General features: G+C 72.4%; 18 protein-coding genes. 8 read left to right on the top strand and 10 right to left on the bottom strand.

The genetic code is table 11. The features are described 5' to 3' along the window. Positions 1–45: 45 nt before the first annotated feature. The 6 genes from ACIPXC_RS23740 to ACIPXC_RS23715 are packed head-to-tail and all read left to right on the top strand — an operon-like array spanning position 46 to position 8,529. Complete coding sequence (locus tag ACIPXC_RS23740; RefSeq protein WP_401621607.1) at positions 46–1,041, top strand: NAD-dependent epimerase/dehydratase family protein; 996 nt, start codon at positions 46–48, stop codon at positions 1,039–1,041. Next, complete coding sequence (locus ACIPXC_RS23735) at positions 1,038–2,189, top strand: DegT/DnrJ/EryC1/StrS family aminotransferase (protein ID WP_401621604.1); 1,152 nt, start codon at positions 1,038–1,040, stop codon at positions 2,187–2,189. The genes ACIPXC_RS23740 and ACIPXC_RS23735 overlap by 4 nt, the downstream gene beginning before the upstream one ends. Continuing rightward, on the top strand, positions 2,186–3,037 hold the full coding sequence (locus tag ACIPXC_RS23730; RefSeq protein WP_401621601.1) for a NeuD/PglB/VioB family sugar acetyltransferase: 852 nt from the start codon (positions 2,186–2,188) through the stop codon (positions 3,035–3,037). Before ACIPXC_RS23735 ends, ACIPXC_RS23730 begins: the two co-directional genes overlap by 4 nt. Further along, entirely contained in the window at positions 3,034–4,149 is a 1,116-nt protein-coding gene (locus ACIPXC_RS23725; protein ID WP_401621598.1) for a DegT/DnrJ/EryC1/StrS family aminotransferase, read from the top strand. Before ACIPXC_RS23730 ends, ACIPXC_RS23725 begins: the two co-directional genes overlap by 4 nt. A 31-nt stretch (positions 4,150–4,180) precedes the next feature. Continuing rightward, positions 4,181–7,483, top strand: a complete 3,303-nt coding sequence (locus ACIPXC_RS23720; RefSeq protein WP_401621595.1) for a DUF4082 domain-containing protein — start codon at positions 4,181–4,183, stop codon at positions 7,481–7,483. Then, complete coding sequence (locus ACIPXC_RS23715; protein ID WP_401621593.1) at positions 7,480–8,529, top strand: glycosyltransferase; 1,050 nt, start codon at positions 7,480–7,482, stop codon at positions 8,527–8,529. The genes ACIPXC_RS23720 and ACIPXC_RS23715 overlap by 4 nt, the downstream gene beginning before the upstream one ends. On the opposite strand, the gene ACIPXC_RS23710 is transcribed toward ACIPXC_RS23715, so the two are convergent. Next, entirely contained in the window at positions 8,448–9,224 is a 777-nt protein-coding gene (locus tag ACIPXC_RS23710) for a hypothetical protein (RefSeq protein WP_401621590.1), read from the bottom strand. The genes ACIPXC_RS23715 and ACIPXC_RS23710 overlap by 82 nt on opposite strands. 62 nt (positions 9,225–9,286) lie before the next feature. On the opposite strand from ACIPXC_RS23710, the gene ACIPXC_RS23705 reads away from it, so the two are divergent. Continuing rightward, the gene (locus tag ACIPXC_RS23705; RefSeq protein ID WP_401621587.1) at positions 9,287–11,329 is read left to right on the top strand and encodes an O-antigen ligase family protein; all 2,043 of its coding nucleotides are present in this window, start codon (positions 9,287–9,289) and stop codon (positions 11,327–11,329) included. Further along, the gene (locus ACIPXC_RS23700; protein WP_401621584.1) at positions 11,257–12,240 is read left to right on the top strand and encodes a glycosyltransferase; all 984 of its coding nucleotides are present in this window, start codon (positions 11,257–11,259) and stop codon (positions 12,238–12,240) included. Before ACIPXC_RS23705 ends, ACIPXC_RS23700 begins: the two co-directional genes overlap by 73 nt. Positions 12,241–12,516: 276 nt before the next feature. Here the strand turns inward: ACIPXC_RS23700 and ACIPXC_RS23695 are convergent, their stop codons facing one another. The 9 genes from ACIPXC_RS23695 to ACIPXC_RS23655 form a co-directional block, all read right to left on the bottom strand. Continuing rightward, positions 12,517–13,308 carry a glycosyltransferase family 2 protein gene (locus ACIPXC_RS23695; RefSeq protein WP_401621581.1) on the bottom strand — a complete coding sequence of 264 codons (792 nt, stop codon included), beginning with the start codon at positions 13,306–13,308 and terminating at the stop codon, positions 12,517–12,519. 27 nt (positions 13,309–13,335) lie between these two features. Then, positions 13,336–14,406 (bottom strand): hypothetical protein, encoded by a 1,071-nt coding sequence (locus tag ACIPXC_RS23690; RefSeq protein WP_401621578.1) that lies wholly within the window; start codon positions 14,404–14,406, stop codon positions 13,336–13,338. Positions 14,407–14,416: 10 nt separating this feature from the next. Further along, positions 14,417–15,865 (bottom strand): oligosaccharide flippase family protein, encoded by a 1,449-nt coding sequence (locus ACIPXC_RS23685; RefSeq protein ID WP_401621575.1) that lies wholly within the window; start codon positions 15,863–15,865, stop codon positions 14,417–14,419. Continuing rightward, on the bottom strand, positions 15,862–16,596 hold the full coding sequence (locus ACIPXC_RS23680) for a chain length determinant protein (RefSeq protein WP_401621572.1): 735 nt from the start codon (positions 16,594–16,596) through the stop codon (positions 15,862–15,864). Before ACIPXC_RS23680 ends, ACIPXC_RS23685 begins: the two co-directional genes overlap by 4 nt. Positions 16,597–16,625: 29 nt before the next feature. After that, positions 16,626–17,756: a non-hydrolyzing UDP-N-acetylglucosamine 2-epimerase gene (gene wecB, locus ACIPXC_RS23675; protein ID WP_401621569.1), complete on the bottom strand. Its 1,131-nt coding sequence runs from the start codon at positions 17,754–17,756 to the stop codon at positions 16,626–16,628. A 4-nt stretch (positions 17,757–17,760) separates the two neighbouring features. After that, on the bottom strand, positions 17,761–19,017 hold the full coding sequence (locus ACIPXC_RS23670) for a nucleotide sugar dehydrogenase (protein WP_401621566.1): 1,257 nt from the start codon (positions 19,015–19,017) through the stop codon (positions 17,761–17,763). Continuing rightward, positions 19,017–19,787, bottom strand: a complete 771-nt coding sequence (locus ACIPXC_RS23665) for a WecB/TagA/CpsF family glycosyltransferase (RefSeq protein ID WP_401621563.1) — start codon at positions 19,785–19,787, stop codon at positions 19,017–19,019. Before ACIPXC_RS23665 ends, ACIPXC_RS23670 begins: the two co-directional genes overlap by 1 nt. Next, positions 19,784–20,953, bottom strand: a complete 1,170-nt coding sequence (locus ACIPXC_RS23660) for a hypothetical protein (RefSeq protein WP_401621560.1) — start codon at positions 20,951–20,953, stop codon at positions 19,784–19,786. Before ACIPXC_RS23660 ends, ACIPXC_RS23665 begins: the two co-directional genes overlap by 4 nt. 430 nt (positions 20,954–21,383) lie before the next feature. After that, positions 21,384–21,983, bottom strand: coding sequence for an acyltransferase (locus ACIPXC_RS23655; protein WP_401621558.1), 600 nt, complete (start codon positions 21,981–21,983; stop codon positions 21,384–21,386). Between the last annotated feature and the right edge of the window lie 232 nt (positions 21,984–22,215).

Here is a 22,215-nt window from a genome sequence, read left to right as displayed (position 1 = left end):
TTCCGTCACACGCAAGACCACGACCGATTCGCTGGGAGCAGGGCGTTGAGCAGCAGCGTACGAGGCAAGAGGATTCTGGTCACCGGAGGAGCGGGCACCATCGGCTCGCACGTGGTGGACCAGCTGGTGGACAACGGGGCACGCGAGATCGTGGTGCTCGACAACTTCGTGCGGGGGCGGACCGCCAACCTGGCCCGCGCCCTGCCGAGCGGCGTCGTCGAGGTCGTCGAAGGCGACATCCGCGACGTGGCGGCCGTGCGCAAGGTGACGGAGGGCGCCGACCTGGTCTTCCACCTGGCCGCCATCCGCATCACCCAGTGCGCGGAGGAACCGCGGCTGGCGAACGAGGTCATGGTGGACGGCACGTTCAACGTGCTGGAGGCGGCGGCCGCCGCCGGGGTGGGCAAGGTGATCGCCTCGTCCTCGGCCTCGGTCTACGGGCTGGCGGAGCGGTTCCCGACCACCGAGCGCCACCACCCGTACAACAACGACACCTTCTACGGTGCGGCGAAGGCCTTCAACGAGGGGATGCTGCGCAGCTTCCACTCGATGTACGGGCTGGACTACGTCGCGCTGCGCTACTTCAACGTGTACGGGCCCCGGATGGACATCCACGGGCTCTACACCGAGGTGCTGATCCGCTGGATGGAACGCATCGCCTCGGGCGAACCGCCGCTGATCCTCGGTGACGGCCTGCAGACCATGGACTTCGTCGACGTGCGCGACATCGCCCGCGCCAACCTGCTGGCCGCCGAATCGGACCTGACCGACGAGGTGTTCAACGTCGCGAGCGGGACGGAGACCAGCCTGCTGGAGCTGGCGAACGGCCTGCTGGAGGCGATGGGCGCGGACGGCCTGGTGCCGGAGCACGGTCCGGCCCGGGCCGTGAACGGCGTGACCCGGCGCCTCGCGGACACCGCGCGGGCCCGCGAGCGCCTCGGCTTCACGGCCGGGATCGACCTGCGCACCGGTCTGCGGGACCTGGTGGACTGGTGGCGGGCCGAACGCGCCGCCGACGCGGCGGCGGAGGCGGGCCGGTGAACGCCCAGGACCCGACCGCCCGGATCCCCGTGATGGTGCCCTGGCTGGGCGAGGAGGAGGCGAAGGCCGCGGCGGACGCGGTGCTCTCCGGCTGGGTCGCCCAGGGCCCCCGGGTCGCCGAGTTCGAACGGGCCTTCGCGGAGCGGGTGGGCGCCGGGCACGGCATCGCCGTGAGCTCGTGCACCACCGCCCTGCACCTGACCCTCGTCGCGCTGGACCTCGGGCCGGGCGACGAGGTGATCGTCCCCTCCCTGTCGTTCATCGCCACCGCCAACGCGGTGCGCTACGTGGGCGCGCGGCCGGTGTTCGCCGACGTCGAGGAGGCCACCGGCAACCTGACCCCGGTCACCGTGGACGCCGTCCGCACCCCCCGTACGAAGGCGGTCCTCGCCGTCCACCAGGGCGGGGTGCCCGCGGACGTGCACGCGCTGCGCGCGGCGTGCGCCGAGTGGGACGTCGCGCTCGTGGAGGACGCGGCCTGCGGCATCGGCGCGACGGTCGGCGGGAAATCCGTCGGGCAGGGTGCGCTGCTCGCCGCCTGGTCCTTCCACCCCCGCAAGGTGATCACCACCGGTGAGGGCGGCATGGTGACCACGGACGACGCGCAGTGGGCGGAGCGGCTGCGCCGGCTGCGCGAGCACGGCATGAACGTGTCCGCCGCGCAGCGTCACGCCAGCAGCAAGCCGATCGTCGAGAGTTACCTGGAGACCGGCTACAACTACCGGATGACCGACATTCAGGCCGCGGTCGGCCTGGTGCAGCTCGGCCGGCTGGACGAGATCGTGGCGCGGCGGCGCGCGCTCGCCGCCCGGTACGCGGAGCTGCTGCGCGAGGTCCCGGGGGTGCGCCCGGTGCGCGATCCCGCCCACGGGCAGGGCAACTTCCAGTCGTACTGGGTGCTGCTGGCCGAGGACTTCCCCGTGGGCCGGGACGAGCTGCTGGGCGTGCTCTCCGAGGCCGGGATCTCGGCCCGGCGCGGGATCATGGCCTCGCACCTGGAGCCCGCGTACGAGGGCCACGGCGCGGCCCCGCTGCCGGTGACCGAGCGGATCAGCCGCGACTCCCTGATCCTGCCGCTGTTCCACACCATGACCGCGGCCCAGCAGGACCGGGTGGTGGCGGTGCTGCGGGAACAGGCGGGCGGATGAGCGCTCCGGTGACCGAGGACCTGCTGATCGTCGGCGCGGGCGGGTTCGCGCGGGAGACCGCGCAGGCGGTACGGGACGTGGCCGCGGCCGACGTGGCGGGCGGCCGTCCGCCCCGGTGGCGGCTGGCCGGGCACCTCGACGACGATCCGGCCCTGCACAGCCGGGAGGTCGACGGGGTGCCGGTGCGGGGCGGCTGCGAGCTGGTCCACGAGCTGCCGGCCGCCCGGGTGGTGGTCTGCGTGGGCAGTCCGCGCGACTACGCCGTGCGGGCGCGCCTGGTGCGGCGCCTGGGGCTGCCGCCGGACCGGTACGCGACGGTGGTCCACCCCACGGCGGCGGTGTCGGGTTCCTCGGCCGTGGGGCCGGGCTCGGTGCTGCTCGCGCACTGCGTGCTGACGGCCGGCGTCCGGGTCGGGTCCCACGTGGCGGTAATGCCGCAGGTGGTGCTGACCCACGAGGACGAGGTCTCGGACTTCGCGACCCTCGCCTCGGGCGTCCGCCTGGGCGGCGGGGTGCGGGTGGGCCGCGGGGCGTACGTGGGGGCGGGGGCGCTGGTCCGGGAGTACGCCGCGGTCGGCGCCTGGTCGCTGACCGGCATGGGCAGCACCGTCCTCGCGGACGTCCCGGCCGGGGAGGTGTGGGCCGGCGGTCCGGCCCGCCTGCTGCGGCCGGCGGGGGCCACCGCCCTCGCCGAACTGGCCCGTGACGCGGGCGTCCCGGGCGGGGCCGGGTGCGGGCCCGCCGGGGGCGCGCCGGTGCCCGCCGGGGCGTCGGCGCACGGCACGGAAGACGGCACCGGCCCGGACGGCCGGCGGCCGCAGACACGGATGGGGAGTCCAGTCGCATGAACCAGATACCGCTCGTGGACCTGAAGGCGGCGCACGCCGAGGTCGCCGAGGAGTTACAGGCCGGATTCGACCGTGTGCTGGCCGGCACGGCCTTCATCGGGGGCGCCGAGGTCCAGGCCTTCGAGCGCGAGTACGCCGAGTTCGCCGGGGTCCGGCACTGCGTGGGTGTCGCCAACGGCACCGACGCCCTCGAACTGGCCCTGCGGGCGAGCGGGGTCGGTGTCGGGGACGAGGTGGTGCTGCCCGCGAACACCTTCATCGCCACCGCGGGCGCCGTCGCCCGGATCGGCGCCCGGCCGGTGCTCGTCGACTGCCTTCCCGACACCCTGCTGATGGACCCGCAGGCCGCGCTGGACGCGGTCGGGAAGGCCACCCGCGCGGTGGTGCCCGTCCACCTGTACGGGCAGTGCGCGGCCGCCGCGGAGCTGGCGGAGCGGCTACCGGCGCATGTGAAAGTCGTCGAGGACGCCGCGCAGAGCCAGGGCGCGAGCCGTGCGGGCCGCTCCCCGGGCAGCGGGACCATCGCGGCCACCAGTTTCTACCCGGGCAAGAACCTGGGCGCCTACGGGGACGCCGGCGCGGTGGTGACCGACGACCAGGAGCGCGCCGACCTGGTGCGGGCCATCGCCAACCACGGCGGCGTCGCCAAGTACCGGCACGACGTGGCCGGGTTCAACAGCAGGCTGGACGGTCTGCAGGCGGTGGTGCTGCGGGCGAAGCTGGCACGGCTGGCGGAGGGGAACGCGGCCCGCCGTGCCGCCGCCGCCCGCTACGACGAGCTGCTGGGCGGCCTGGCCGCCGCCGGCCGCGTCACGCTGCCGGTGACCGGCGAGGGCAACGTCCACGTCTGGCACCTGTACGTGGTGCGGATCTCCGGTGCGGACCGCGACACCGTCGTCGGCAAGCTCAACGCGGAGGGGATCGGCGCGGGCGTGCACTATCCGGCCCCGGTCCACCTCACCGGCGCCTTCGGCCACCTCGGTCACGGTCGCGGGGACTTCCCGCACGCGGAGCAGGCAGCGGACCGCATGCTCTCCCTCCCCCTCTTCCCGCAGATCACCGCCGCCCAGCAGCAGCGGGTCGTGGAAGCGTTCTCCGACGCCCTGCGCTGATGCGCGCGGGCGTGAAACCAATGAGGTCCACATGAAAAGACGGACGAGGTCGCTGCGCTACGGTCTGTTCACCGTGGCGGCGACCCTGATGGCCACGGTCCTTCCCCCGGCCGCGGTCGCCGGCGCGGCCGATCCCTGCGGCCCGACGACGAACGCGGTCGTCTGCGAGAACTCCAAGCCGGGCACCCCCACGGAGGAGTGGTTCGCGCCCAGCGCGTACGGCGACATCAAGGGCTTCCCGACCCAGGAGAGCGTCCAGGCCGGCGACACCCTGCAGTTCAAGGTCCAGTCGCCGACGCCGTACAAGGTCTCGGTGTACCGCCTCGGCCACTACGGGGGTGCCGGGGCCCGCCTGATGTCGACCGCGGCCCAGGCCGCCCAGACCTACCCGGCGAACTTCGCGCCGGGCGGGAACCCGGCCGCCTGCGCCACCAAGGCGTCGACCGGCCTGGTCGACTGCGGGAACTGGCCCACCACCGCGTCGTGGACCGTGCCGGCCGATGCCGTGTCGGGCCTCTACGTCGCCAACTTCGACCAGGCGGACGGCAACGGCGTGATGCCCTACCCGTTCGTGGTCCGCAAGGACTCCAGCCACTCCGACATCGTCGTGCAGACCAGCGACCAGACCTGGCAGGCGTACAACAACTACGGCGGCCAGGACCTCTACGACGGTGGCGGGCCCGCGCCCGACGGGCGGGCCTACGAGGTCAGCTACAACCGGCCCATGGACATCGGCGGGGACAACGGGATCTACGGTTCCGAGTTCCAGATGGTCGCGTGGCTGGAGCGCAACGGCTACGACGTGAGCTACATGTCCGGGATCGACATGTCGGTGCGCGGTGCGTCGCTGCTGCAGAACCACAAGGTGTTCATGTCCTCGGGGCACGACGAGTACTGGACCCAGGACCAGTTCACCAACGCCCTGAACGCGCGCCGCGCCGGGCAGCACCAGACGTACTTCGCCGGTAACGAGATCTTCTGGAAGACCCGGCTCGCCCCGAGCATCGACGGGACGAACACCGCCAACCGGACACTGGTCTCGTACAAGGAGACCAAGCTGTCCTTCCCGCAGCCGAACGGCATCCCCGACCCGAGCGGGATCTGGACGGGCACCTTCATGGACCCGGCCAGTGCCACGAACGGGCGGCCCTTCCAGCCGCAGAACCAGCTGACCGGTTCGATGTTCAGCGTCAACGGCTACCGCAGCGACGCGATCACCGTGCCGGGCACCTTCGCCAAGCAGCGCCTGTGGCGCAACACCTCCATCGCGAACCTGACCCCCTCGCAGACCGCCACGTTCCCGCAGGGCACGCTCGGCTACGAGTGGGACAGCGACGTGGAGAACGCCAGCCGCCCGGCCGGGCAGATCCAGATGTCGTCCACGACGGTCGACATCGAGGACGGCAAACTGCTGAAGGACTACGGCAACGTCTACGGCAACGGCACCGCGACGCACAGCCTGGTGGCCTTCCGCGACCAGACCTCCAACGCGCTGGTGTTCGGCGCGGGCACGGTGCAGTGGTCCTGGGGCCTGACCAACATGCCCACCTCCAACCCGGACGACACCGTGGTCACCGCCGACAAGCGGATGCAGCAGGCCACCGTGAACGTGTTCGCCGACATGGGCGTCCAGCCCAAGTCCCTGCAGAGCGACCTGATCGCCTCGGCCGCCTCCACGGACACCGTGGGCCCCGGCATCACCGTGACCAGCCCGGCGGCGGGCGCCACCGTGCCGGCCCTGCGGCCGGTGACCGTCACCGGTACGGCGACCGACACCGGCGGCGGCGTGGTGGCCCGCGTCGAGGTGTCCACCGACGGCGGGACCACCTGGAAGGCGACCACGGGCCTGGCCACCTGGAGCTACACGTGGACCCCGACCGCCCCCGGCCCCGTGCAGATCAAGGTGCGCGCGGTCGACGACAGCGTCAACATCGGCGCGACCACCACGGTCCCGCTGACCGTCGGACCCCAGCAGTGCCCGTGCACCGTGTGGCCCGCCGCGGCCGTCCCGACCAAGGTCAACGCCGGTGACGGCAGCGCCGTCGAACTCGGTGTGAAGATCCGTTCCTCGGTGGCCGGCTCCATCACCGGCGTCCGGTTCTACAAGTCGCCCGCCAACACCGGGACCCACACCGGCAGCCTGTGGAGCAGCACCGGCCAGCGCCTGGCCACGGGCACCTTCACCAACGAGACCGCATCCGGCTGGCAGCAGCTGAACTTCTCCAGCCCGATCCCGGTCAAGCCCAACACGACCTACATCGCCTCCTACTTCGCGCCGAACGGCGGCTACTCCTTCGACAGCACCTTCGCCGCCGGTGACGCGGGCCTGGCCCCGCTCACGGCCCTCAAGAGCGGCACCGACGGCGGCAACGGCGTCTACCGCTACAGCGGCACGGGCGGCTTCCCGAACAAGGCCTCGTCCGGCAGCAACTACTGGGTGGACGCGGTCCTGGACACCTCCGGCGCCAGTACGACCCCGCCCACCGTCACCGGGACCTCGCCGCAGTCCGCCGCGACCGGTACCCAGATCACGGCGGCGGTGACGGCCACCTTCAGCACGGCCGTCGACGCGGAGACGCTCACCTTCACCGTGAAGGACGCGGGCGGTGCCACCGTCCCGGGCGCCAAGGTCCTCGGTGCCTCGAACAGCGCCACTTTCACCCCGTCCTCCGAACTGGCCCTGAACACCACGTACACGGCGTCGGTGCAGGCGTCCGACCTGTGGGGCAACGCCATGACCGCCCCGGTCACGTGGAACTTCACGACCAGCGCGAGCCCTCCGGCGGTGAACTGCCCCTGCACCCTGTGGAACGGCGCCGCGACGCCGAGCACCGCCAACGTGGGGGACGACGTCAACTCGGTGGAGCTGGGCACCCGCTTCCAGTCGGCGGTGAACGGCTACGTCACCGGTGTCACCTTCTACAAGGGCCCCGGCAACACCGGCACCCACACGGGCAGCCTGTGGTCCGCCACCGGCACGCTCCTGGCCACCGGTACCTTCGGCAGTGAGACCCTGACCGGCTGGCAGGAGCTGCAGTTCGCGACGCCCGTTCCCATCACGGCCGGCGCCACCTACGTGGCCTCCTACCACGCACCGAACGGCAACTACTCGGTGGACGGCGCGTACTTCACCGGCGCCCACCGCTCCTACCCGCTGGTGGCCCCGGCCGACGCGCCCGGCAGCGGCAACGGGCTCTACAAGTACGGCTCCGCGACGGCCTTCCCGTCGAACACCTACGGTTCGGTGAACTACTGGGTCGGCCCGATCTTCACCACGACCCCGCCGGACGCGCTGGGGTCCTCCGACGGATCCACGGAGGTGGCCGGCCAGTGAGCACGGTCAGCGTGGTGATCCCCTGCTACAAGTACGGCCACTTCCTGGCCGACTGCGTCAAGAGCGTCCTGGACGAGCAGGAGGGCGTGGACGTCCGGGTCCTGATCATCGACGACGCCTCGCCCGACGACTCCGCGGACGTGGCGCGGGCGCTGGCGGCGGCCGACCCCCGGATCGAGGTCCGGGTCCACGAGCGCAACCAGGGGCACATCGCGACCTACAACGAGGGGCTGCTGGAGTGGGCCGACGGGGACTACGTCGCCCTGCTCTCGGCCGACGACCGGCTGGTGCCGGGCGCCCTGGTGCGTGCGGCGGCCCTGCTGGACGCCCACCCGGAGGCGGGTTTCGCGTACGGCAGGCCGCTGCGGTTCCAGCACGGCGGGCCCCTGCCCGAGGCCCGTACCCGGTCCACCGGGTCGGTGGTCTACCCCGGGCGGTGGTGGCTGGACCGGCGCTTCCGGGAGGGGACCGGCTGCATCACCTCGCCCGAGGTGGTCGTCCGTACCAGCCTGCAGCGCAAGGTCGGCGGCTACGATCCGGAGCTGCCGCACGCCGGTGACATCGAGATGTGGATGCGGCTCGCGGCGCACGCCGACGTGGGCTACGTCCAGGGGGCCGACCAGGCCTTCTACCGCGTCCACGGTGACAACATGTCCACCACGGACTTCGGCGGGCAGCTCGACGACCTGCGCCAGCGCCTCGTCGCCTTCGACTCGGTGCTCGTCAAGTGCGGCGACCTGCTCCCGGAGTCCGACCGGCTGGCCCGGGCGGCGCGCACCCGGCTCGCCCGGTACGCGCTGCGGCGCGCCTACCGGGCGTACGACCGGGGGCGGACCGCTGTGGTGCCGGTCGGCGAACTCGTGGAGTTCGCGGCCGAGTGCCTGCCCGACGGCTACACCTCGCTCGCCGAGTACCGGGCGCTGCGATGGCGCCGGCGGATCGGTCCGCGGCTGATGCCCTACCTTCAGCCGCTCGTGCTGTCGGCCGTCGCCGACCGGGGGCGCGAGTGGCTGTGGTGGCGGTCCTGGAAGCGCCGAGGGATCTGATGCCCCGTCTCCACCGGTTCCCCCGGCGGGTCCTCGGGACCGGCGTCGGCGCTCTCGCGCCGGCGCCGGTCCCGGCGTGTGAGGAGCCGGTCGGTCCACAGGGCCGCGGCCACTGCGGTGACCGCGGTCAGCAGGGCCACTCCGGCGAGGCCCCGCACCCGGTCACCGGTCCGCGCAACGGCGTGCGGCTGGACCAGCAGGTCCACGCTCATCCGCGCCGCGTCCGGGATGCCCTGCTGCGTCTGGAGGTCCGCGAGGTGCCGGGTGTAGACCTCGATGATCTTCCGGACGGATGCGTCGGCCACGTCGGGGTCGGCGTGCTCGACCTGGATCTGGAGCGAGGGGATCAGGTGCCGGGGGGTGACGCTGGTGCCGCTGTTGCGCGGTGTCATCCGGTACGTGCCCGCGACACCCTCCGCCCTGAGCTCGGCCGCCCCCGCGGTCGAGTCCAGCTGCTGCACCACCGAGTACGAGACGGCGGCGAGCGGCGGCTGCAGGTTCGCGAGCTGGTTCGGCTGCCGGCTGGTCACCGGTGGTTTGAGGACGACGATCGCGGAGCTGAGGTGCACCGGTTCGGGCCGCAGCACCGCCGCCGCTCCGGCGGCCGCGAGCAGCACCGCCACGACCAGGACGTACCAGCGGCGACGCAGCGCACGGACCAACTCACCAGGCGACACGGGGATCCTTTCCTTCATGTCCGATCTTTGCAGGACCCGGGTAGGTCCGCCATCAAATCCGTTACCCGGCAGGGGTGTTCGTGAGCATTCGTGAAATGGGCGCGGTGCTGTGCCGGCGCTGGTACGTGATCGTGCCGGCGATCCTGCTCAGCCTGCTGGCGGCACTGCACCTGTACCGGTCGGTGCCGGTGGCGTACCAGTCGCAGAGTTCGGTGGCCCTGCTGGACTCCTCGGCGGCCTCCAAGCTGCCGCCCGCCTTCGGCAATCCCCTCTCCAACGCGGGCGGCGCCCTCGTGGTGACCGCGGACGTGCTGATCAGGACGCTGTCGGGGGCCGACGCCGCCCGCGATCTGCACAGCCTGGGCGTGACCGACCCGTACACCGTCGGGTTCGCCGCGAACACCTCGGGCCCGCTGCTGACGCTCACGGTCACGGGCACCGACCGGGCGAAGGTGCTCAAGGAGACGAACACCCTGACGGCCTTCGCCGGGGAGCAGCTCAACGCGCTCCAGGCCGCCGCCAAGGTGCAGCCCGCGTACATGGTGCAGACCGCGCCGGTGGTGCTGCCGCAGACCCCGGTGCCTCAGCTCAAGAGCCGCTACCAGCAGGTGCTGGGGGTCCTCATCCTCGGCGCCGGCGGCGGGTTCGTCCTCTCCTTCGTGGTGGACGCGCTGCTGTCCGCCCGGCGGCGCAGGCGCGAGCGTTGCGCGGCGGACTCCGGTGGGCCGGGCGGGGCCGGCCGCCGCAGGTCCCGGGGCCGTCATGTGGACGCCACCGCACTGCTCACCGGGTATCTGGCGCTGGCCTTCTTCATCCCGTCGAACCTGACGCTGCCGGGGCTGGGCGGGGTGGGGACACCGGCCAACGTGTTCGCCCTGCTGGCCCTGTTCTGGTATCTGGCGACCTGGCTGACGGGCCGGATCCGTCCGGCGCCCGGGACGCGGCTGCCCCGGGTGGCGATGTGGCTGCTGGCGGTTTCGGTGCTGGCCTCCTACGTCGCGAACGCGGGCCGCGGGAGCGTGCGCAAGGAGCTGCTGGGTGCGGACCGCGGCCTGATCGCCCTGCTGGTGTGGGTGTCGCTGGTGGTGCTGGTCTCCGCCGGGATCCAGGACCGGGCGCGCCTGGATGTACTGCTGCGCCGGGCCGTGGTGATGGGGAGCGTCGTGGCGGCCGTCGGCTTCTACGACTTCTTCACCGCGACCAACATCGCCGACAGCATCAGCATCCCGGGGCTGTCCTCCAGCGTCCCCCAGATCACGACCCTGGACCGCGGGGCGTTCACCCGGCCCCGCTCGACGACGGCGCAGCCGCTGGAGTTCGGCGGGATGCTGGCCCTGCTGCTGCCCTTCGCCGTGCAGCAGGCCTTCGATCCGGTACGGCGGCGCCTGCCCGCCTGGCGCCGCTGGGGGCCGGTGGCGCTGATGGGCGGGGCGCTGCCGCTGACGGTGTCGCGCACCTCGATCATCGGGGCGCTGATCGTGATCCTGGTGATGGTGCCGCGCTGGAAGCCGCAGCGGCGGTGGACCGCGATCGGTGTGCTGGTGGGTGCGGTCGCCTGTTTCAAGGTCATCATCCCCGGGCTGATCGGCACCATCACCGCCCTGTTCGCGTCCTTCCTGTCGAACTCCGACAGCAGCACCCAGGCCCGTACGGTCAAGTACAGCGCGATCCTCCCCTACCTGGACGAGCGCCCCGTGGCCGGGCGCGGCCTGGGCACCTTCATTCCCGAGCTCTACTTCTTCACCGACAACCAGTACATGCTGACCCTCGCCGAGACGGGGCTCCTGGGGCTGGTCGCGCTCCTGTTCCTCTTCCTCACCGGGATCCACCAGGGCGGGGCGATCCGCCGGCTGGCGGGCGGCGAGTCCGACCGGGAGCTGGGGCAGGCGTTCTTCGCCTCCGCCCTCGTCGCCCTGGTCGTCAGCGCCACGTTCGACGCACTCAGCTTCCCGATGTTCGCCGGGATGTTCTTCCTGACGATCGCCGCGGGAGGCAGTTACCTCGGCTTCATCCGGCGCGCGGCGCCGAAGCCCCGATCCGTGGAGTTCCCATGTCTTCCCGCAGTTCAGCAACCCCCGAGTCCCTCCCCGCGCCCCTCGCCGGCTCCGGCTCCGGTCCGGTAGCGGTCCTCGTCGTCACCTGGAACAGCGCGCAGGTCCTGCCGGATTTCCTCGCCTCCCTGCCGGAGGGGATGGCCGGGCTCGACTGGCGTCTCGTCGTCGCCGACAACGACTCCGCGGACGACACGGTGGAGGTGGTCCGTTCCCTGGCCCCGGAGGCGACGGTCGTCCAGACCGGCCGCAACGCCGGTTATGCGGCCGGGGTGAACGCGGCGCTGGCGGCGGCCGCCGGGTGGGAAGGCGGCTTCCGGGCCGCTCTGGTGTGCAATCCGGACATCCGGATGCGGCGGGGCTGCGCCGCACGGCTGGTGGACGCGCTCGGCGCCCCGCAGCCCGGCGGCGGCCGGGTCGGGATCAGCGTCCCGCTGCTGTTCGAGGAGGACGGGCGGACGCTCCTGCACTCGCTGCGCCGCGAGTCCAGCGTCACCCGGGCGCTGGGCGAGGCGGTGATCGGCAACCGTCGGGCGGGGCGCTTCCCGCGCTGGAGCGAGCTGGTCACCGACCCGGCCGCGTACGAGCGGGACACGGTGGCGGACTGGGCGACGGGGGCGCTGATGGCCCTGTCCGGGGAGTGCCTGGCCGCGTGCGGGCCCTGGGACGAGTCGTTCTTCCTGTACTCGGAGGAGACCGAGTACTGTCTGCGGGCCCGGGACCTCGGCTTCGTGACGCGGCTGGAGCCCTCGGCCTCGGCCACGCATCTCGGTGGGGACTCCCAGGTGTCGCCGCGGCTGTGGACCCTGCTGACGCTCAACCGGGTCCGGCTGTACCGGCGTCGTCACGGTCTGGCGGCGACCACCGCCTTCCGGGCGGCCGTGCTGCTGCGGGAGTCCTCCCGCGCCGCCCTCGGCCGCCCGGCGAGCCTGGCGGCCGCCCGTGCCCTGGCGGGCCCGTCGGCGCCGCACGGTGCCCCGTAGAGCGCGGGAACGAGCGGACCGACCCGCGCGTGGTGTCACGGACGCGGATCGGCCGGTGTCCTGTGGCCGCACCCTGGAACCGGAGGGGGGACCCTGACCGAGGACGGTCCTGGTCGTCCTGCTGGGCGGGGAGTTCGACGGGGTGATGGCGGTCCGGGTCGAGGACTCCCGCATCAGCGGCCTCTCCTCCGTCCGCGACCCGGAGAAGCTGTCCCGCCTCGCGTCGCAGACCCCGCCGGCCGTGCGCCGACCCCCCGGCCCCTGTCCTGCCCCGGCCTATCCCTCCCACGCGGTGTAGAAGCTGCCGGGGTTGACCAGGTAGCGGACGGTGGGGCGGGGCAGGTGGCGCACCTCGTGGTGGCGGGCGTAGCGGCGGATGAGCTCCCAGTCCTCGCGGGGCAGTACCTCGGGGGTGCGGCGCAGCCGGCTGAAGTGCAGGGCCGGGCTGCGGCGGGCCACGAAGGCGTTGGTGTCCAGGAAGGCCTCGTGCGCGGAGCGGCGGCGGTCGAAGGGCACCGACAGGACGTCGCGTTCGGTGCCGTCGGGCAGCACCCTGCGCAGTGCCGTGTAGACGGCGTCGGGTCCTTCGGCGGCGTCGAGGGCCGCGAGGGCCTGTTGCAGGTGGTCGGGCTCCCACAGGTTGTCGTCGTCGAGGAAGGCCACGTACCGGGAGCGGGTGAGCCGTATGCCGACGTTGCGCACGACTCCGGCGGTTGCGGTGTTGCGGGCGAGGGAGACCGCGAACAGGCGTGGGTCCGAGGGCAGTTCGGGCAGTCCTGCCCCGTCGTCGACGACGATGACCACCTGGTCGGTGACGGTCTGCGCGAGGGCGGAGCGGACCGCCTCGCGCAGGGCGTCGGGGCGCCGGTGGGTGGCGATCACGGTGGCGACCCGGGCGGCCGGGGGCCGGCCCAGGAGGGTGGCGAGGCGGGTGGTCTCGGCGTCCTCGAAGCGTTTCAGCCGTACGGCCGAGGGCAGGAGCAGGAGCTTGTTGCGGGCTTCGAAGAGCACGAGCCAGCCGAAGGCCCGCTTGAGCAGTTCCCAGGGGGCCCGGGCGATACGGCGCATGTCGCTGCCTCCGTGGTGGGGCGGTTGTCAGGGGGCGGGTTCCACCGGTCGGCCGTCGGACATGCGGTTGTTCTTCCACACGTTCCCGGCGCCGCCCGCGTTCCAGGCGGTGACCGGGCCGTAGGCGCCACCGGCCGGGTGGTACTGGGTGGAGAAGACGTTGCCGGTGACCTGGATGCCGGTGGCGCCCGGGCCGCCGGCGTAGAGCGCGTACGCACCACCGGCGAGCCAGTTGTCCTCGACGACGACGGAGGAGACGACCCCGGTGTCGGCGAAGAGGCCCACGGCGGCGGTGGCGCCCTTGTCCACGGGGGTGGGGTTGAGCAGGGTGTTGTGCCGGACGGTCAGCCTGCCCTTGTTGCCGCCGCCGCTGATGACGGCGTCGGTGTGCTGCCATTCGCCGCCCTGGTTGCGGAAGGCGACCAGGTCGTGGACGTAGTTGTCGTGCAGGTCGCCCTGGCCCATGGACAGGGCGTTGCCGAACACCGAGATGTCGCACCAGCCGACCTCGATGGAGCTGCCGCCCATGTTGGAGACGGCGTAGTTGACCCCTCCGTTGTCGGGGCCCTTGCCCGGGACGGCGGTGATGGTGGTGTGCAGGACCCGCAGGCCGCTGTAGCCGGGGCGCAGGTTGATCCCCCACCAGTTGGTGGAGGTGATCCTGCTGTCGATGACCGTGACGTCGTTGGCGTAGATGTCGAGGGAGCCGCGGATGTCCCAGCCCTTGATGACCGTGCCGTCCTTCCTGACCGACATGTTGCCGGTGTCGTGCCGTTCGAGGGCGATCCGCGGGCCGGTGCTGTTCGCGTCGGGGTATCCGCAGGCCCCGGGCGAGGTGCAGGCGGTGGCGGTGGCGGTGGCGGTGGGGGACGGTTCGCCGGTGCCCGGCGGGGCCGGCGGGGAGGGGGTGGCCGACGGGCTCTGCGTGGCGGTGGAGGCGGGCGTCGCCGGGCCGGGCAGGGCGGCCGAAGGGGTCGCGGAGGGCGCGGCCTTCGGATCGCCGACCCCGGTGCGGTCGGCGTCGTACAGGACGAGGGCGACGACGAGCACCACTGCGGCGAGCAGCCACGCCCCCAGGCGCCTTCGGTTCCGTACCATGGCCGGTCGCCTATCCTCGGAGCGTTTTTCGGGCGGGCAGGAGGCACACGGCGTAGCACAGGGTGCCGGCGGTCGCGGTCGCCAGCAGCGCGGGCACGGAGTCGCCGAGGTGGCGCTCCAGTACGAGGAGCACCGCGGTCATCACGGCTCCGCCGAGCAGCGGCCAGGCGCAGGCCCTGGCGACCGTGCCCAGGGGGATGCCGCCGCGGTGCAGGGCGAGGAGGAAGACCGGGACCACGATCGCAGCGGCGACCACGACGTGTCCCTGGGCCACGCCGACGATCCCGCCGCCGCGGGCTCCGATGACGAGGGCGGGGATCAGCAGGACGAGCCACAGGGCCTGGACGCCGATGAGCGAGCGGCGCCGGCCGATGGCCACCAGGCAGTCGTAGGCGAGTTCGCAGCCGATGCGAACCAGGCCGAGGGCCATCAGCCAGGGCAGGGCGCCGGCCGCGGGCAGCCAGCGTTCGCCGTAGACGAGTCCGATGACGGGTGCGGCGAGGGCGGCCAGCAGGACGCAGAGCGGCACGGTGGCCGCCGTCACCACGCCGAGTGCGCGGGCGAATCCGGTGGCCAGTGCCTGCGGCGAGTCGGCCAGTCGGGAGAAGCCGGCGAAGGAGACGCGGCGCGCCGCTTCGGAGATGATGCGGACGGGCCAGCCGGAGATGTTGAAGGCGAGGACGTAGAAGCCGAGGGCGAGGGGGTCCAGGGTGGAGCCCACGACCATGGTGTCCACGTTGACCACGCCGAGGGCGAGCATGCTCGCTCCGGCGAGCGGGAGCCCGAACTTCAGCAGGGCGCGGGCCTGTTCGCGGTCCCAGCCGAACCTCAGGGTGCCGGGTGCGGCGAGGCAGCAGCCGATGAGGGCGGCGACGTTGCCGACGACGGATCCCCAGGCGAAGCTCATCGCACCCCAGCCCTGGACGGCCAGCAGCAGGGTGACGGCGGTGCTGAGGACGAAGTTGAGCGCGTCGACGGCCATCCGCCGGCCCTGGGCGAACTCCCGGGTGAGGAAGCCGGCGGGCACCTGGGACAGCCCGTCGAGGACCACGCACAGGCACATGACGCGCAGGACCCCGGAGGCCTCGGGCGAGCCGAGCACGTCGGCGACGGCCGGGGCGGTCGCGAACAGCACGGCGTACAGCAGGCAACTGGAGACCGCGCTCAGGGTGAGGACGGTGGGGGCGAAGCGGCGCGGGTCGCCCTCCCAGCGGACGATGGCGAGGGAGACGCCGAGTTCGTTCGCGGAGAGCAGGACGAGCAGGACGGTCTGGGCGATGCCGTACACGCCCCAGGCCTCGGGCCCGAGGAAGTAGCGGGCGAGGATGATGCCGGTCGCGAAGTTGCCGAGGCGCATGACGACCGTGTTGATCAGGCTCCATTTGGCCGCGGAGCCGACCTTGCGCCCGAGGGAGGGCGCCGCCGGGGTGGTCTGCGTGCTCGTACCGGTGTCGGTCACGGTGATCCCGCCCCGCTCGGGCCGACGGTGCGCAGGGCCATGGTCTCGTCGGTCGCGACGGGCGTCGCGGAGGCGGGTGCGGGGGTGTCCGCGGCGGGTGTCCCGGCGGGGGCCGGGCGGTTCTTCCCGCGCGGGGTGCGCCTGCGGGCCTCCACGAAGAAGACGGCGACCAGGCTGAGGACGAAGCCCAGCGCGCCCACCATCACGATGTACTGGATCCGGGTCTTGGTCTGGGCCTCCGGCTTCTGCGGGGGCACGATCGTCGCCATCCGGATCATGGCGGCGGGGGCCACGGACTGCTGGGTCTGGAACTCCTTGAGGCGCTTGTCGGCGTAGCCGGCGAGGAGTTCGGCGGAGGTGAGGACCGCGGCCGGGTCGGTGCCGGTGACCGTCAGCCACATGAAGGGGCCCTGGGCGTTGTCGGCGATCTTGACTTCGTGCTTGCCCGTGACGCCGAGGGCCTTGAGGTCGGCTTTGGCCCCGTCCGAGTTGAGGTTGCGGGCGAGGCCGTCGGCCATTCCGGTCAGCGAGGCCTGTGTGCTGAGGAAGGGGTTTCCGTCGAAGGCCTCGGTGGCCTTCGACGAGTTGAGCAGCGTCACGGTGCTCTGCGACTGGTACTCCACCGGGATCAGCAGGTGCACGGCGGTGGTGAGTGCCGCCGTCAGCAGCAGTCCGGGCAGCAGCACGTACCAGCGCCTGCGCATGACCCGCCATATCTCGGCGAGATCCATGGTCTTCCCCCTTGTTGCGGATGGTTCGGTTACTGCGGTCCGGGTCCGGCGGCCGGCACGAGGTCGGTGGGTCTGGGCCGGGTGCGGGCGGTCCCGCCGTCGAGGAGGACGGCGGCGATGCGCTCGCCGGCGCGGCCGTCCCACAGGGCGGGGCAGCGCGGCGCCGGCGGGGCGCCGAGGACCTGGTCGACGGTGGCGACGATCCGGTCCGGGTCGGTGCCGGCCAGGACGTTGGTGCCCTCCTCGACGGTGATGGGGCGCTCGGTGTTCTCCCGCAGGGTCACGCAGGGCACGCCCAGCGCGGTGGTCTCCTCCTGGACGCCTCCGGAGTCGGTGAGCACCAGGCGGGCGGAGTCCTGCAGGGCGATGAAGTCGAGGTACCCGGCGGCGGGTACGAGCCGGATGCCGTCGGGGACGCCGAGTTCGGCGAGCCGGTCGGCGGCCCGCGGGTGCACGGGCAGCAGCAGGGGGCAGCGGCCGGCGATCTCGCCGAGTGCCTTGAGCAGGCCGCGCAGCGCCCCGGGGTCGTCCACGTTGGCCGGCCGGTGCAGGGTGACCAGACCGTATCCGCCGCGGGTGAGTCCGTGGCGGTCCAGGACGTCGGACTGCCGGGCCCGGTCCAGGTTGGCGAGGAGGGTGTCGATCATGACGTTGCCGACGACGTGGATCTGGTCCTCGCGGTAGCCCTCCGCGCGGAGGTTCGCGGCGGCGTCGGGCGAGGGGGCCAGCAGGTAGTCGCTGACCCGGTCGGTGGCGACCCGGTTGACCTCCTCGGGCATGCTCCAGTCGCGGCTGCGCAGCCCGGCCTCGACGTGGGCCAGCAGGGGGCCGGCCTTCGCGGTGACCAGGGAGCAGGCGAGGGTGGAGTTGATGTCCCCGACGACCACCACGGCGTCCGGGGCCAGTTCGTCGAGCAGCGGCTCGAAGGCGGCCATCACCCGCCCGGTCTGCTGGGCGTGGCTGCCGGAGCCGGCGCCGAGGTAGCGGTCGGGTGTCCGGATGCCGAGGTCGCGGAAGAACACGTCGTTCATGGACTCGTCGTAGTGCTGTCCGGTGTGGACGAGGACCACTTCGCATCCGCGGCGCTCCAGTGCGTCCATCACCGGTTTGATCTTCATGTAGTTGGGGCGCGCGCCGGCGACGCAGACGATCCTGGTCATGGGTTCAGAGCACCTCCACCTTCGGTCCGGTCATGCGGTTGCGGGTGTCGAGCACGAAGGAGGCGTGCTCGGTGATCATCTGGTAGTCGAAGGAGTCGTGGTCGGTGAGCAGGACCACGACGTCGGCCGCGGCCAGCTCCTTGCGGGTGGCCTCGACCCGGGCGAGGCGTGCGTCGACCTTGACGCTCTCGACCACGTGGGGGTCGACGGCGCGGACCTTGGCCCCCATGTCGAGGAGCAGCTGGGCGATGCGTACGGCGGGCGACTCGCGTGCGTCGCCGGTGTTCTTCTTGTACGCGAGGCCGAGGAGCAGGACCCGGGAGCCGTTGACGGAGCGGCGCTTGGCGTTGAGGGCGTCGATCACCCGGCGCGTCACGTACTCGGGCATGTGGTTGTTGATGTCGTTGGCGAGTTCGACGAAGCGGAAGTTCTGGCCGAGTTCGCGCTGCACGCGCCAGTTCAGGTAGGAGGGGTCGATGGGCAGGCAGTGCCCTCCGACTCCCGGGCCGGGGGTGAACTTCATGAAGCCGAAGGGTTTGCTGGAGGCGGCTTCGATGGACTGCCAGACGTCGATGTCGAGGTGGCGGGCGAACATGGCGATCTCGTTGACGAGGGCGATGTTCACGTGCCGGAAGGTGTTCTCCAGCAGTTTCGCCAGCTCGGCCTCCTTGGGCGAGCGCACGGGCACGGTGGTGTCGACGAGTTGTCCGTAGAAGGCCTCGACGGCCTTCAGGGAGGCGGCGTCGACGCCGGATACGACCTTGGGTGTCTGCTGGAAGCCCCAGACGGTGTTGCCGGGGTCGATGCGCTCGGGGCTGTATCCCAGGTGGAAGTCGGCGCCGGCGGCGAGTCCGGAGCCGTCCTCCAGGATCGGGGCGAACAGTTCCTCGGTGGTGCCCGGGTAGGTGGTGGACTCCAGGATCACCGTGGCGCCCGGGCGTAGGAAGCGGGCCAGGGTGTGGGCCGATTCCTCGATGTAACGCAGGTCGGGTGCCCCGTCCTGTAAGGGGGTGGGGACGGTGACGACGGCGACGTCGAAACCGCCGCAGTCCCGGGCGAGTTCGCTGGCCCGGTAGGTGCCGCGCTCCAGGGCGCGGGCGAGGCGTTCGCAGGAGACGTCCTCCACGTACGACTCTCCGGCGGCGAGGCTCTTGACCCGCCGCACGTCGACGTCGTAACCGATCACCTGGTGGCCGACTTCGGCGGCCCTGATGGCCAGCGGAAGGCCGACGTAACCCTGTCCCACGACGACGACGCGCATCAGCGGTGACTCCTGTTCGCGGAACCGGCAGACGGTGTGCGGTGGATGAGCTCGCGGACCGTCATGGCGAGGAAGGCGGCATTGGTGGTGAGGTAGCGCTTGCCGAGGCGGCGCGGTTCCTGGAGGGTCCGGTAAAACCATTCGAGGCCCATCCGCTGCCAGACGAGCGGGGCCCGCTTGGTGATGCCGGCGAGGATGTCGAAGGAGCCTCCGACGCCGTGCACGACGTGGGCGCCGGTGCGCTTGCCGTAGCCGGCGGTGAAGATCTCCTTCTTGGGGGAGGTCATGCCGAGGAACAGCAGGCGGGCCCCGCTGTCGGCGACGGAGTCGGCGATCTCCTCCTGCTCGGAGTCGCCGAAGTAGCCGTTGCGGCTGCCGGCGACCCGCAGTTCCGGGAAGCGTTCGGAGATCTGCCCGAGCATCATCTCCAGCACCTCCTGCTGGGCGCCGAGGAGGTAGACGGGGATGTCCGCGACCTCGGCGGCGGCGAGGAGGCGCATGAACAGGTCGATGCCCGCGACGCGTTCGGGCAGCCGGACGCCGAGCACGCGGCCGGCCCAGACCACGGCCTGGCCGTCGGCGAGGACGAGGTCGCAGCCGGAGACGGCCTCGGCGAGCGCCGGGTCGCGCCGCATGTTGACCAGTTTGGCGGCGTTGACCATGCCGATCTCGATCTGTTCCCCGCGCCGTACGGCGTCGAGGCAGCGCTGCACGGTCTCGTCCATGGTGAGGGGGTCGAGCGCGACCCCGAAGAGGGTGTGACGGGTCATCTCTGCGGCCCCCCGAACCAGGCGAACAGCATCCAGCCGAACTCGTACGGGCGGCACTCCCGGTCCACCGCGCGCGGGCGGAAGAGCAGGTCCAGGGGTGCGAGCCGGGCGTTCGGGACGACGCGGGTGGTGAGCCCCCGGGCGGCCCGGACGGCCTTCTTCGGGTCGCCGCGGTAGACCTTGCGCCAGGTGACGCCGAGGTCCTCGCGGATCATCGGCTCGCGCGGGGTCCCGGCGGGCCCGGCGAGTTCGGGCACCTCGGTCATCCAGCGCAGTCCCCGGCGGACCGCCGTGCCGAAGTCCGTGCCGCCCGCCTCGGCGAGGTCGAGCAGGGCGGTCGGCGCCATCGCGTGCTGGTGCACGCTGTAGACGGGGAAGCCCTCGATCACGCCGCCTTCGCGGGCGTCGTAGTGCCACCACCACTGTCCGCCGTCGCCCTGCAGGGCCACGATGCGGGCGGCGCAGGCGTCGGCGGCCGCCAGGGCTTCCGGGTCGTCGCCGCTCGCGTGCAGCCGGGCCAGCGCCTGCAGCGGATAGGTCTGGTCGGCGAAACAGGCCACGTGCGCGCGGTAGCCGGGCACCAGTCCCGGGCCGGTGGCGTGCGGGAACAGCGGACCGTTCCCGATCCTGGCCGACAGCAGGCGGTCGCGGGCGCCCGCGAGGCGGTCCTCCACGTCCACCGCGGCGCGGGCGGCCGCGAGGGCGGAGAGCACCCACGCCGCCTCGACCGTGTACTGCGCCCGCCCGGGCGGGTCCAGGGCGGCGACCCGGTCCAGGGCGTCGGACAGTTTCGGATGGCCGGTCTCGGCGGCGGCCCAGGCGATGAGCGCCGCGTCGCCGAGGTTGACCACCCCGGGCAGCCGTTCCACGAGCACCCCGGTGAACTCCTCGGCGGAACGTCCGCCGAACAGGGCGCGCTGCCGGTCCTCGGGCAGGAACCGGGCGCCCAGCGCGGTGATGGCCGCGTACCGGGTGCTGGTTCCGCGCAGTTCCAGGCGGCGGGTGCCCTCGGGCGAGACCGCTGCGGCCCGGGTGAAGGCGAAGGTCTCCGCCTCGGGCAGGTACATGGCGGGCAGACCCGCCTCGGCCAGCCCGAGCAGCCGCTGCGCCAGCGCGTGCAGTTCCTGGTCCGCTTCGGCCAGTGCCGCTAATCGTGTGGTGGTCATCGGGTCCCCACCCCGACTCCCCGGGTGCCGCTCGCACCCCGCGTGTACGAGCTCTCCGGCTCCAACACACCTACCCCCTCTGTTCGCTCCTCGGACGGACCTGGCGGTCGGCATTCCGCGGAGGGGGACTGCGCGTGACGGTGCCCGTGCCCGTGGCGCCCGGCGCCGCGGGCACGAGCCGTCCGAAGGCTGCCGTCTGGATCCCCCCAGCGATGCCTCGGACCGAAACACGCGCGCACGGCGGTGTCGGCGGGCGCGGTGGACCCGCGCTCCGCCGGGCCCTGCCCGCGGTGCCTCGTCGTACACAACCCCCCACCGAGCAAGGCCTGTTGCCTGCTCAGATCCCGTGTGCAAGGACACGCTATGCCCACGGATGTTCATTGATTGTGGTTTTGAGGAAATGCTTGTGGCCTAAATTGCCGACATTCCGTCAGTTCCGCTCGACGAGCGTGCCGTCCTTCTCGTCGTGCAGCGTCCCGGTGCGCGGACACTCCCACGCGCCCGGCTCGCCCTCGACCTCCACCAGCCGGACACCGGCCCGGCCCACCCAGCCGATCCGGCGGGCCGGCACCCCCGCCACGAGCGCGAAGTCGGGAACGTCCTTGGAGACCACCGCGCCGGCCGCGACGAGGGCCCAGCGCCCGACCCGCACCCCGGCCACGCACACCGACCGGGCCCCCAGCGAGGCTCCCTCGGCCACGACGACCCCGGCGGCCTCCCAGTCCCCGTCGCGCTTGAGCCGGCCGTCGGGGTCGACCGCGCGCGGGTAGAAGTCGTTGGTGAGGACGGCGGCCGGGCCGACGAACACGCCGTCGCCGAGCTCTGCCGGCTCGTAGACGAGTGCGTAGTTCTGGAGCTTCACGTGGTCGCCGATCCGGACCCCCGGCCCGACGTACGCGCCCCGGCCGACGATGCACCCGCGCCCGAGGCTGGCCTCCTCGCGTATCTGCGCCAGATCCCAGATCGTGGTCCCCTCGCCCAGCTCGGCGCTCCGGTCGACCTGCGAGGAGGGTTGAATGCGGACACTCACGGCGCGGTCCCCTAACGGTTCGTGAGACGTACGACGCACGGGCGTGCGAATGCACGGATGTGCGGGTGTTCGGACGTGCCGATGGTCAGGCGTACGAAGGCACGTGCCGAGCATATGCGCCACAAGGCCGTTCCACCCCCCGGATCAACCGACTGTTCATACAACGCACTTGGGCGAGACGACCGGTGGTGTGCCCGTCCGTCCCCGCCCGCGCTCGGACGGTGGGGGCGCA

It is taken from the genome of Streptomyces sp. NPDC090021 (assembly GCF_044748225.1).
Taxonomy (GTDB): domain Bacteria; phylum Actinomycetota; class Actinomycetes; order Streptomycetales; family Streptomycetaceae; genus Streptomyces.
This window is presented reverse-complemented; position numbering and strand designations above follow the sequence as displayed.

Bases quoted from the DNA above. Each gene is read 5' to 3' on its own strand.
- ACIPXC_RS23725 (WP_401621598.1), top strand. From the start codon at position 3,034: ATGAACCAGATACCGCTCGTGGACCTGAAGGCGGCGCACGCCGAGGTC.
- ACIPXC_RS23680 (WP_401621572.1), bottom strand. From the start codon at position 16,596: ATGGATCTCGCCGAGATATGGCGGGTCATGCGCAGGCGCTGGTACGTG.
- ACIPXC_RS23710 (WP_401621590.1), bottom strand. From the start codon at position 9,224: ATGAAGGAAAGGATCCCCGTGTCGCCTGGTGAGTTGGTCCGTGCGCTG.
- ACIPXC_RS23695 (WP_401621581.1), bottom strand. From the start codon at position 13,308: ATGCGCCGTATCGCCCGGGCCCCCTGGGAACTGCTCAAGCGGGCCTTC.
- wecB (WP_401621569.1), bottom strand. From the start codon at position 17,756: ATGACCAGGATCGTCTGCGTCGCCGGCGCGCGCCCCAACTACATGAAG.
- ACIPXC_RS23660 (WP_401621560.1), bottom strand. From the start codon at position 20,953: ATGACCACCACACGATTAGCGGCACTGGCCGAAGCGGACCAGGAACTG.
- ACIPXC_RS23670 (WP_401621566.1), bottom strand. From the start codon at position 19,017: ATGCGCGTCGTCGTCGTGGGACAGGGTTACGTCGGCCTTCCGCTGGCC.
- ACIPXC_RS23720 (WP_401621595.1), top strand. From the start codon at position 4,181: ATGAAAAGACGGACGAGGTCGCTGCGCTACGGTCTGTTCACCGTGGCG.
- ACIPXC_RS23690 (WP_401621578.1), bottom strand. From the start codon at position 14,406: ATGGTACGGAACCGAAGGCGCCTGGGGGCGTGGCTGCTCGCCGCAGTG.
- ACIPXC_RS23730 (WP_401621601.1), top strand. From the start codon at position 2,186: ATGAGCGCTCCGGTGACCGAGGACCTGCTGATCGTCGGCGCGGGCGGG.
- ACIPXC_RS23665 (WP_401621563.1), bottom strand. From the start codon at position 19,787: ATGACCCGTCACACCCTCTTCGGGGTCGCGCTCGACCCCCTCACCATG.
- ACIPXC_RS23700 (WP_401621584.1), top strand. From the start codon at position 11,257: ATGTCTTCCCGCAGTTCAGCAACCCCCGAGTCCCTCCCCGCGCCCCTC.